General features: G+C 73.0%; 12 protein-coding genes and 1 pseudogene. 8 read left to right on the top strand and 5 right to left on the bottom strand.

Annotated elements, in window-relative coordinates:
• A partial coding sequence (locus ACTHMS_RS03335; protein WP_440305255.1) for an acyltransferase family protein occupies nucleotides 1–370 on the top strand: 370 nt, incomplete at its 5' end.
• Nucleotides 371–389: 19 nt separating this feature from the next.
• On the opposite strand, the gene ACTHMS_RS03330 is transcribed toward ACTHMS_RS03335, so the two are convergent.
• On the bottom strand, nucleotides 390–1,220 hold the full coding sequence (locus ACTHMS_RS03330; RefSeq protein WP_440305254.1) for an ABC transporter permease: 831 nt from the start codon (nucleotides 1,218–1,220) through the stop codon (nucleotides 390–392).
• Nucleotides 1,217–2,197: an ATP-binding cassette domain-containing protein gene (locus ACTHMS_RS03325; protein ID WP_440305256.1), complete on the bottom strand. Its 981-nt coding sequence runs from the start codon at nucleotides 2,195–2,197 to the stop codon at nucleotides 1,217–1,219. Before ACTHMS_RS03325 ends, ACTHMS_RS03330 begins: the two co-directional genes overlap by 4 nt.
• Before the next feature lie 186 nt (nucleotides 2,198–2,383).
• On the opposite strand from ACTHMS_RS03325, the gene ACTHMS_RS03320 reads away from it, so the two are divergent.
• From ACTHMS_RS03320 to ACTHMS_RS03310, 3 genes are all read left to right on the top strand, one after another.
• Nucleotides 2,384–3,049 (top strand): class I SAM-dependent methyltransferase, encoded by a 666-nt coding sequence (locus ACTHMS_RS03320; protein ID WP_440305253.1) that lies wholly within the window; start codon nucleotides 2,384–2,386, stop codon nucleotides 3,047–3,049.
• Between the two features lie 156 nt (nucleotides 3,050–3,205).
• A complete protein-coding gene (locus ACTHMS_RS03315) occupies nucleotides 3,206–4,642 on the top strand; it encodes a DUF222 domain-containing protein (protein ID WP_440305252.1) in 1,437 nt (478 codons plus the stop codon).
• A complete protein-coding gene (locus tag ACTHMS_RS03310) occupies nucleotides 4,603–5,442 on the top strand; it encodes an HNH endonuclease signature motif containing protein (RefSeq protein ID WP_440305251.1) in 840 nt (279 codons plus the stop codon). The genes ACTHMS_RS03315 and ACTHMS_RS03310 overlap by 40 nt, the downstream gene beginning before the upstream one ends.
• Nucleotides 5,443–5,481: 39 nt before the next feature.
• Here ACTHMS_RS03310 and ACTHMS_RS03305 read toward each other — a convergent pair whose 3' ends face one another.
• Nucleotides 5,482–5,808 carry a hypothetical protein gene (locus ACTHMS_RS03305; RefSeq protein ID WP_440305250.1) on the bottom strand — a complete coding sequence of 109 codons (327 nt, stop codon included), beginning with the start codon at nucleotides 5,806–5,808 and terminating at the stop codon, nucleotides 5,482–5,484.
• A gap of 174 nt (nucleotides 5,809–5,982) precedes the next feature.
• Here ACTHMS_RS03305 and ACTHMS_RS03300 point away from each other — a divergent pair, with 174 nt between their 5' ends.
• Nucleotides 5,983–6,705, top strand: coding sequence for a VIT1/CCC1 transporter family protein (locus ACTHMS_RS03300; protein ID WP_440305249.1), 723 nt, complete (start codon nucleotides 5,983–5,985; stop codon nucleotides 6,703–6,705).
• Between the two features lie 62 nt (nucleotides 6,706–6,767).
• Complete coding sequence (locus tag ACTHMS_RS03295; protein WP_440305248.1) at nucleotides 6,768–7,556, top strand: endo alpha-1,4 polygalactosaminidase; 789 nt, start codon at nucleotides 6,768–6,770, stop codon at nucleotides 7,554–7,556.
• 24 nt (nucleotides 7,557–7,580) lie between these two features.
• On the opposite strand, the gene ACTHMS_RS03290 is transcribed toward ACTHMS_RS03295, so the two are convergent.
• Nucleotides 7,581–7,703 carry a hypothetical protein gene (locus ACTHMS_RS03290; RefSeq protein ID WP_440305247.1) on the bottom strand — a complete coding sequence of 41 codons (123 nt, stop codon included), beginning with the start codon at nucleotides 7,701–7,703 and terminating at the stop codon, nucleotides 7,581–7,583.
• Nucleotides 7,704–8,045: 342 nt separating this feature from the next.
• Here ACTHMS_RS03290 and ACTHMS_RS03285 point away from each other — a divergent pair, with 342 nt between their 5' ends.
• Complete coding sequence (locus ACTHMS_RS03285) at nucleotides 8,046–8,801, top strand: isocitrate lyase/PEP mutase family protein (protein ID WP_440305246.1); 756 nt, start codon at nucleotides 8,046–8,048, stop codon at nucleotides 8,799–8,801.
• Nucleotides 8,802–8,815: 14 nt separating this feature from the next.
• Here ACTHMS_RS03285 and ACTHMS_RS03280 read toward each other — a convergent pair whose 3' ends face one another.
• Nucleotides 8,816–9,583, bottom strand: a complete 768-nt coding sequence (locus ACTHMS_RS03280) for an RDD family protein (RefSeq protein ID WP_440305245.1) — start codon at nucleotides 9,581–9,583, stop codon at nucleotides 8,816–8,818.
• Nucleotides 9,584–9,626: 43 nt separating this feature from the next.
• On the opposite strand from ACTHMS_RS03280, the pseudogene ACTHMS_RS03275 reads away from it, so the two are divergent.
• Nucleotides 9,627–9,880, top strand: a pseudogene (locus tag ACTHMS_RS03275) (stage II sporulation protein M); the annotation flags it as partial.

Below are 9,880 nucleotides of genomic sequence, written 5' to 3'. Positions count from 1 at the left end.
CGGCGGCTACACGCTCACCGCGGTGTGCGCCGCGGTCGTCGTGGCGGGTGTGCTGCACGGGTCGGCGGCGCGGGTCGACGTGCTGGCCCGCGCGGTGTCGTTGCGGCCGCTGCGGCACCTGGGCCGTATCTCGTACGGGCTCTACCTCTGGCACGTGCCGGTGGCGGTGATGATCGGCACGCACGGTCGGCACTGGCCGGTGCTCGTCAAGTTCGGCCTGCTGTTCGGCGTCTCCGTCGTCCTCGCCGAGGTGTCGATGCTGCTCGTCGAACGGCCGTTCCTGCGGTGGAAGGCGCGGTTCGACACGCGCCGGGCGCCGGTCGCGTCGGACGCTGCACCGGCGCGGCGCGAGCTGCAGCCGGCGGCGTGAGCGTGCGCGCGCGTCGTGCCTACCGGGAGGCGGCCCGCTGGTAGGCACGGGCCGAGAGCGGCGCGAAGATCGCGACCAGGCCGACGACCCAGATCAGGGTGTAGACCACGGGATGGTGCAGTGACCACGTGTCGTCCGGGGGCAGCTTCGCGCTGGTGTTGCCGAACAGGTCGCGCGCGGCCTGCGTGACCGCGGTGACCGGGTTCCAGTCGGCCACCGCCTTGAGGCCACTGGGGAAGCCGCCCGTCGGGACGAAGGTGTTCGCGACGAAGGTGAGCGGGAAGATCACGACGAACGAGGCGTTGTTGACGACCTCGGGGGACGGTACGACGAGCCCGACCAGCGCCATGATCCACGACATGGCGTAGGCGAAGGCGAGCAGCAGCAGGAAGCCGGCGAGGGCGTCGGCGACGCCGGTGTGGATGCGCCAGCCGATGATCAGGCCCGTGATCGACATGATCACGATGACCAGCACGTTGTTCAGCACGTCGCTCGTCGTGCGGCCGATGAGCACCGCCGAACGGGACATCGGCAGCGATCGGAACCGGTCGATGATGCCCTTCTGCATGTCCTCGGCGAGCCCCGCGCCCGTGACGGTGGCGCCGAAGATCACCGTCTGGGCGAAGATGCCGGGGATCAGGTACTCGCGGTAGTTGATGCCGGGCGTGTTGATCGCGCTGCCGAAGACGTAGGCGAACAGCAGGATGAACATGATCGGCGAGATGGTCGAGAAGACCAGCAGGTCGGGCACGCGCTTGACCTTGATCAGGTTGCGCTTGGTGACGGTGGCACCGTCGATGACGGCCTTGCGCAGCCCGGTGGCGCGGGTCGGCACGGTGGCGGTGGTCATCGGGTCTGCTCCGCGAGGTCGTGGCCGGCCGCGGCGTCGGCCGCGTCGTCGTCGGCGGCGTGGCCGGTGAGGGTCAGGAAGACGTCGTCGAGGGTCGGGCGCCGCAGGCCGACGTCGTGCAGGTCGATGCCGGCTGCGTCGAGCCGCCGCAGCGCCTCGACGAGCACCGGCGCGCCGCCCCGCACCGGCGCCGCGAGACGCCGGGTGTGCGCGTCCGCCTCGACCGGGCCGTCGGCGAGCTGCGTGAGGATCTCGCGCGCGGTGTCGACCTGCCCGGACTCGGAGAGTGCGATTTCAATGCGCTCGCCGCCGACCTGCGCCTTCAGCTCGTCGGCGCTGCCCTGCGCGATCGCCCGGCCGTGGTCGATGACCACGATGTCGTCGGCGAGGCGGTCGGCCTCCTCGAGGTACTGCGTCGTGAGCAGCAGGGTGGTGCCACCCTGCACGAGCTCCTTGATGACGTCCCACATCTCGGTGCGGCTGCGGGGGTCGAGGCCGGTCGTGGGTTCGTCCAGGAAGAGCACCGGTGGTTGCGCCACCAGCGCGCCGGCGAGGTCGAGACGCCGGCGCATGCCGCCCGAGTAGGTCTTCACCGGGCGCCCGCCCGCGTCGTCCAGGCTGAACCTGCTGAGCAGTTCGCGCGCCCGCGCGCGGGCGGCGCGGCCGAGGCCGTACAGCCGGCCGATCATCTCGAGGTTCTCGTAGCCGGTGAGGTACTCGTCGACGGCCGCGTACTGCCCGGACAGGCCGATGCGTTGCCGTACGCCGGCCGGGTCGCGCCGGACGTCGACGCCGGCGACGGTGGCGGTGCCGTCGTCGGGTGCGAGCAGCGTGGTGAGGATGCGCACCGCGGTGGTCTTGCCCGCCCCGTTCGGGCCCAGCAGGCCGAGCACGGTGCCCTCGGGCACGCTCAGGTCGAGCCCGTCGAGCGCGCGCACCTTGCCGTAGGTCTTGACCAGCCCGTGGGCCTCGATCACGTTCACGCTGGCACCGTAGCGGTCCGGTGTGACAACTCCGGCCGCGTCGGACGCCTCCAGGTGCTCGCAGGCGATCCCGTCGTGGTCGCGGTCGAGCGAGGTGTTGGGTCGCGACCTGCCGGCCGGGATGAGCGCGGCACAGTGTTCGGGGGATGATGCGCCCGGCCGACCGAGACGGGGACGACGATGCTGACGCGCGATCGATGGGGACTGAACGAGCGGGCGTTCGCCTGGTACTACCCGCGACTCATGGCGGTGTCGGAGCGGTCGGGCGGGGCCGAACTGCGGTCGCGCGTCATCGGGCGCGCGGCGGGCCGCACGCTCGAACTCGGCGCCGGAAACGGCTACAACCTGCCGCACTACACGGCCGCGGTCACCGAGCTGGTGGTCACCGAGCCGAGCCCGGCGATGCTCGCGCAGCTCGAGCGGACGGTGCGCGCCACGCCGCCCGCCGTCGGCTCGTGGCGCGCGATGGCGGCCGACGCCGAACGGCTGCCCTTCCCGGACGCGAGCTTCGACACCGTGACGAGTGGCTACGTGCAGTGCTCGGTCGGTGACCCGGCCCGGATGGTCGACGAGATCGCCCGGGTGCTGCGGCCCGGCGGTCGGTACCTGTTCATCGAGCACGTGCGCGCCGACGAGGGATCGCTGCTGGGTCGCGTGCAGGACGTGATCGAGCCCGTGCACGTGTACGTCGCCGCAGGGTGCCACCCGAACCGGCGCACCGAGGAGTTGCTGCGGTCGTCGTCGCTCGAGGTGGAGTGGCTCGAGCACGCGCGGCTGCCGATGGCCCCGGTGTCCGTCCGTCCGTTGCTGCTCGGCAGTGCCCGGAAGGGTCTCGACGGGCGTTGAGGACGGTCGGCGTCGGTCCGGATCTTGATGCCCTGAGCGGGCCCCGCCCCAGCAGGGGCATCCGCGTCGGGTCGCGCGCCGACCGCTGCAACTTCTTTCCGATCCAAGCTTCGGTATCGAACGTTTTTGTCAGAGGGTCGGTCTAGCTTCAGTGGCATGACGGGGGACGGACGGCTGCCGAGCGGCACGGAGGAGCTGGCGCCCGGCGCTGCCCTCGCCGGCGTGCTCGAGTCGCTCGATCTCGGCGGCATCGACGACCCCGAGTTGCTCGCGGCCTTGTCGGCGGCGAACCGCATGCTGTCGTGGGCGCAGGCCCGGGTGTGGGCGGTGATGGCCGAGGTGGGCCGCCGCGATCCCGCGCCGCTGCCCGGGCGGCCGGTGCCGTCGCGGGCGGTGCTCTTCGACCTGGCGGTGGCCGAGATCCGGGCCGAGCTGCGCCTCACGAGGGCATCGACGCGCATCGAACTGGAGACGGCGCAGTCCGTCGAGGACCTTCCGCTGCTGGCCGCAGCCATGGCCGAGGGACGCGTCGATCGGGCGCGGGCGCGGGTGCTCGTGCAGGCCTGCGCCGACCTCTCGCCCGAGCATGCCTCCCGCCTGGTCGAGGTGCTGCTGCCCGGGGCGGCCGCGGTGACGGCGCCGGCCCTGGCCGACCGCGCGCGGCGGGTGGCGGTCGAGCTCGATGCCGACTGGGCCGAGCGCCGGTACCGGGCGGCCGTGCGTGACCGGAAGGTCGTCGGCTACCTGTCGCGCGACGGCTCGGCGGTCATCGAGGGCAGTGGTCTGCCGGCGCACGAGGCGGCGGCTGCGTGCGATCACCTCGACACGGTGGCGGCGGCGGCGAAGCGGGCCGGTGCGCATGCGCCGCTCGACCACGTGCGTGCCGATCTCTTCCTCGGCCTACTCGACGGACGCTGGATCGGCCACACCCGCGACCAGCTCGTCGCCGCGCTCGTCGCCATGCACCCCGCGCGTGTCGACGATCCGGAATCGGAGCCCGATCGTGACGTCGCCGCAGCGAACGAGCGCCGCGATCAGCCTGCTCGGCCCGAAGCCGATGATGTCGCCGATGCAGCTGGCCTGCCTAGCATCTCGTCGGGGAGGACGTCGGCGCCGTCGAAGACGGTGCCCGCTCTGACAGCACGGAGGACGGCGGTGATGACGCGGCAGCTGTCTCCGATCCGGTCGCGGGGCAGGCGACCGACCTGTTCGGTCCGGACGCAGCTTCGGTCGCCGACGCGGGGGAGGCTGGTGACCAGCCAGCGACGGCGGTCGAGCGCGGTGAAGGTCCAGGTGGCCACGCGGCCGCGGCGGGCATCGACCGCGGCGTGGCGACCGCGACCGTCGCCGGCGCCGGACCGCCGGATCCGCCGGCCGATGAGCCCGTCGCGTATCCGCCGGGCAGCCGTCCGGGTGTGCACGTCAGTGTCGGGCTCGGCACCTTGCTGGGCATGGACGATCGTCCGGGAGAGATCGCGGGGTGGGGCGTCGTCCCTGCCTCGGTGGCCCGGGCGGTCGTGGCGGCGCAGCGGCGGTGTGAGTGGCGCTTCGGCGTGCACGACGCCGACGGCTGGCTCGTGTTCGACGGCGTGACCCGCCGCCGACCGAACAATGGACCGCCGCACCAGGATCGGGTCGACGGCGTGGTCGAGCTGCACGTGCCGGAGGACTGGCTCGCGTCGTCACGAGCGACGGACGCGCCACCCGGTGATGCAGCGGCGACCTGGATAACGTCGGCGAAGGCGTGGCGGCAGTCGCCGCAGTCCGTCCTGCCTCCGGCGGTGTGGGAGGCATGGCGCGGCCTGCTGGCCGATCTCGCTGCGCAGTACCTGGCCGACAAGCCGCTCGGACAGGATCCGGCGGCGCGGCTGCCGGGACGCCCGCAGCGGCGGCGCACCGAGATCCGGTACCGCTGGTGCCTGTTCCCGGGCTGCCGGCGTCCGGCACGGCAGTGCCATGCCGACCATCGACAGGGGTGGGCCGTCGGCGGTCTCACGACCGATGTCAACCTCGGCCCTGCGTGCCCGCACGACCACGGCCTCAAGACCGACCACGGTTGGCGGCTGGCACGGACGGGTCCGCGCACGTTCACCTGGATCAGCCCGATGGGACGCCGCCACGAGGTCGAGGTGCCACGGCTGGTGCCTGCCGCTGTCGCGCCGGTGCCGGTCGCCGGGTCGGTGCGTCGGACGCAGCTGTCGGAGGAGGCCGTCGGTCGCTACCGCGACCGGGGCAGTGACGTCAGCGCCGTGCGCTGCTTCTCGCCGCGACTCCGGCCGACCGGCGATATGCACAACCCGTCGTCGTCAATCCCGGCGCCGATCGCGGACGGTCGCTCGGAGGGGTCGCCGCCCGCCGACGAGGTCTCGGACGACGAGCCGGCGCCGTTCTGACCGCGCGCCTGACGCTCCCCGGCAGGCGGGCGCCCCCCGTCACTGACCGAACGTCGCTCGTAGGTCGGCGTTGATCATCCTGTTCATCCGATGCCGGATGTGGCCCACGAGTGCCGGATCGGCGACGACGTGCGGCGTCCAGACAGTCCACCGGAGCCGCGTGCTCGCCGAACCCGCATCCGGACCGGAGGCCTCCGCGTCGAGGTCGAACTGGATGATCGCGTCCGGCAGCCGGCGCCAGATCGACGTCCACACGACCCGCGAGTCGGCGATTGTCGAGACCACGGTCGGTGGCACCTCGTCGTCGAGCAGGAACAGCCACGGACGCTGCGGGTCACGGTCGGGCTGCGTGAGCGCCTCGAACACGACGTGTCGCGGCGGAGGTTGTGAACGCGCGCGGCTGCCGACCTCGAACACGGTGTTGACGGTACGTCGCGCGTGCCAGCCGATTCGTGCGCGCCGCGGGCCCGCGAGCGACGTGCAGCACAGGCAAGGCTGCCCTTCCTGGCGGACGGAGGTGCGGGTCGGTTGAGTGGTCTCGTGACGGACGACCAGACGCAGACCCACCCGGGCGAGGCCCACACCAGCACGACCGACGGACGGCTCAACTGGCTGCGAGCCGGCGTGCTCGGGGCGAACGACGGCATCGTCTCGACGGCGGGCATCGTCGTCGGCGTGGCCGGCGCGAACGCCGCCCGCGGCCCGATCTTCACCGCCGGCCTGGCCGGCCTCGTGGCCGGCGCTGTGTCCATGGCGCTCGGCGAGTACGTCTCGGTGAGCACCCAGCGCGACAGCGAACTCGCCCTGCTCGCGCAGGAGAAGCGGGAGCTGGCCGAGGATCCCGAGACGGAGCTGGACGAGCTCACCGCCATCTACCGCGGCAAGGGGTTGAGCGAGGCCACCGCGCGCAAGGTGGCGGAGGAACTGACCGAGCTCGACCCGCTCGCCGCGCACCTCGACGCCGAGCTGCAGATGAACCCCGATGACCTCGCCAACCCCTTCCAGGCCGCCGCGGCGTCCGCGCTGTCGTTCACGGTGGGCGCCACGCTGCCGCTGGTCGCGATCCTGCTGCCGCCGCGCAACCTGCGCGTGATCGTCTGCGTGGCCGCCGTCCTCGCGGCCCTGGCGCTCGCGGGTGTGATCAGCGCGCGGCTCGGTCGCAGTCCGGCGACCCGCGCGGTGCTTCGCGTCGTGGTCGGCGGCCTCGCGGGGTTGGCGCTCACCTACGGCATCGGACACGCCTTCGGCACCGCCATCGGCTGACCGGCCGGTACGGCGGGCGGCGCGCGCCGTGCGACCCTCGTGCGATGTGGAGCATCCGGGCAGTGGCAGTTGCCGTGGTGCTGCTCGCGATAGGGATCGCGACTGCCGGGGCGGTGCCCACGACGCGACCGTTCCCCGCCGGTGCACGGTTCGACGACCAGATCGGCGGCGCCTACCGCCCGCCGCGCGGCGTCACCATCGTCGACCGCGACCGGCACGACCGACCGGCGCCGGGGCGTTACAACATCTGTTACGTCAATGCGTTCCAGGCGCAGCCTGACGAGCTCGGGTGGTGGCGACGGCACCATCCCCGTCTGCTGCTGCGCGACGCGACGGGCCGCCTCGTGATCGACCACGACTGGAACGAGGTACTGCTCGATCTGTCCACGCCCGTCAAGCGGGCCGGTGTCGCCGCGGTCGTCGGCGGCTGGATCGACGGCTGCGCTCGCCGAGGCTTCGATGCGATCGAGCCCGACAACCTCGACTCGTGGACGCGGTCTCAGCACCTGTTGAGCCAAGCGGACGCGATCGCCTTCGCAGCCCTGCTCAGCCGCCGGGCCCACGCCGACGGTCTGCTCATCGCGCAGAAGAACGCCGGCGAGCTCGCCGGACGCCGGGCACGCACCGGCTTCGACTTCGCCATCGCCGAGGAGTGCCAGGTGTACGGCGAGTGCGCCGCCTACACGAGGGCCTACGGCCGGCGCGTCATCGAGATCGAGTACACCGACAACGGGCGCACCGCCTTCACCCAGGCCTGCGCGACCCGGGGAACACGCAGCTCGGTCGAACTGGTCGACCGCGACGTGCAACCGCTCGGGGCGGCCGGCCACGTCCGGGCGTGGTGCCGCTGAGACCGCTCACGGGCAGGCAGCAGGTCAGCGCGTCGCCGGCCGGTAGTCGACGCCGACACCCGCGCGCGGCACCACGACCGCCGCGTACCCGTCGTGCTCGGCGAAGTCCGCTGTCTCGAAGCCGATGAGCGCCCGCTCGATGCCCACCGCGTCGGACGCCAGCCGGTCACGCCGCAGACCGCATCGACGCCGTGCGGCAGGCGCACGAGACCGTGCACCCACTGCTCGGCGACGAAGGTCGCGAGCAGCGGGTCGTCCGCCCAGGCCGAGCCGTCCGCGCGCCGCACACCGGCCGCCTGGCACAGCACCTGCACCGCCTGGGTCCAGGCCGCGTCGTCGGCCGGGCGCAGCGCGATGGACGCCTCGTAGTGCCCGCCCGTCCACACCAGGTCGTCGAGCAGGTCGTCGGCGCGTGGCATGCCGTGAGCCAAGCAGATCGGCGTCGTCCTCGCAGGCGCCTATGGACGACCGCTCGCTAGGGTCGGACGCATGTCGACCGATCTCGCCGCGAAGGCGTCCGCCCTGCTCGCCCTGCACCAGCCGGGCAACCCCGTCGTCCTGCCGACCGTGTGGGACGCATGGTCGGCCCGCCTCGCCGAGAAGGCGGGCTTCCAGGGCCTCACCGTCGGCAGCCACCCGCTGGCCGACTCGCTCGGCCGTGCGGACGGCGAGGGGATGACCTTCGACGAGGTGCTCACCCGCGTCCGGCAGATCACCGAGTCGGTGGCGCTGCCCGTGTCGGTCGACATCGAGTCGGGCTACGGCCAGAACGCCGCGACGCTCATCGGCGGCCTGCTCGCTGCGGGCGCGGTCGGCCTGAACATCGAGGACACCGTGCACGGCGAGGGTGGCCGCCTGCGCTCCGCCGAGGAGCACGCCGACCTCGTCGGCCGGCTGCGCCAGGCCGCCGATGCCGCCGGCGTCGAGTTCGTGATCAACGCCCGCACCGACCTGTTCAAGAACAAGGACGGCGACGACGAGACCCGTGTCGACCGTGCCATCGAGCGGCTCAATCTCTGTGTGGACGCGGGCGCACGCTCGGCCTACCCCGTCGGCTTCCACGACGAGGCCACCTACCAGCGCCTCACCGGCGGCATCAAGGCGCCGGTGAACGCGATCGCCAACCCGGCCGAGGGCGACCTCGAGATGTTCAGGCGAGCCGGCGTCGGCCGTATCAGCTTCGGCCCGATCTGGCAGATGAACCTCGCCGCCCGCGCCGAGGAGCTGCTCGCCCGCTGGAAGTGATCCTGTCGCTGTGATCAGTGGGCGGCCGAGCGACGCCGCCGCTCGGCCGCCACAGTCACGAGGAACCACGGTGTCGGCGTGCCCGGCGGCGGCGGGGGAGCCGTGACCGCGGCGATGCGGGCGCGCAGCTGTTCGGCCAGGCCGTCGCGGGCGGCGGGCGCCATGCTGCCCGCCCGTGCCAGGAACTGACGCAGCGCCAGGGCCAGCCCGTCGTCCAGCCGGCTCAGGTCGAGCGTCGCGGCCCACGGCCACAGGTGCGGCGGCGGTGCGAGCTCGCCGACGAGCAGGCCGGTGCGCGGCCCGCCGCGCTCGTTCACCACGACGGTGCCCGCCAGCAGGTCGCCGATCCGCTTGTCGTTGCGGTTCAGCAGCAGGACGAGCAGCCCGACGCCGCCGGTGACGGGTCCGAGCAGGCCCGGCTTCTCGAGGATCGCCCCGGCGAGCGCCCGCACCAATGCCTGCCGCAAGGTGATCGGGCCGCCGTCGTCGCGCACGACCCGCAGGCCGAGCCAGAGCTTGCCGAGCGTGCGTCCACGACCGAGCCACTCGAACAGCAGCGGGTAGCCGACCACGACCAGCACGACCTCGACGATCAACACCGCCTGCACCGCGGCGGCGTCGCTGCCGCCGGCGATCAACGCCGTGACGACGAGCAGCAGCAGCGCCCCGGCGCCCTGCACGACGAGATCGACGACCGTCGCGGCGATCCGCGAGCCGGCGGACGCGCGGTCGAGGTGCAGGGCCACACCCTCGCCGGACACCAGCGGCGCGGCAGGATGCACGCGAGCACGATAGACGCAGCCGGCACGATCTCGGGGAGGGTGTGTGGATCTCGACGCGTTCCTGCTCGCCCACCAACCCGGGTGGACGCGACTGGAGCGGCTGGCAAGTCAGCGGCACCTCGACGCGCGCGAGGCCGATGAGCTCGTCGCCCTCTACCGCAGCACCGCCCGCCACCTCGCGCTGGTCCAGTCACGGGCGCCCGACCCGGCCCTGCTGACACGGCTGTCGATCCTGCTCACCCGCGCCCGCGCCGCCGCCGTCGGCGCCCCGCGGCGCCGCGGCTGGTCGGCGCTCGC

The sequence above is a fragment of the Jatrophihabitans sp. genome (genome assembly GCF_051960575.1).
Classification (GTDB): domain Bacteria; phylum Actinomycetota; class Actinomycetes; order Mycobacteriales; family Jatrophihabitantaceae; genus JBQCEE01.
Note: the sequence above shows the minus strand (reverse complement) of the source record. Positions and strands in the feature narration are given on the sequence as shown.

What these genes read in the sequence shown, in the direction of transcription:
- ACTHMS_RS03330 (WP_440305254.1), bottom strand. Translation starts at nt 1,220, where the DNA reads ATGACCACCGCCACCGTGCCGACCCGCGCCACCGGGCTGCGCAAGGCC.
- ACTHMS_RS03320 (WP_440305253.1), top strand. Translation starts at nt 2,384, where the DNA reads ATGCTGACGCGCGATCGATGGGGACTGAACGAGCGGGCGTTCGCCTGG.
- ACTHMS_RS03315 (WP_440305252.1), top strand. Translation starts at nt 3,206, where the DNA reads ATGACGGGGGACGGACGGCTGCCGAGCGGCACGGAGGAGCTGGCGCCC.
- ACTHMS_RS03285 (WP_440305246.1), top strand. Translation starts at nt 8,046, where the DNA reads ATGTCGACCGATCTCGCCGCGAAGGCGTCCGCCCTGCTCGCCCTGCAC.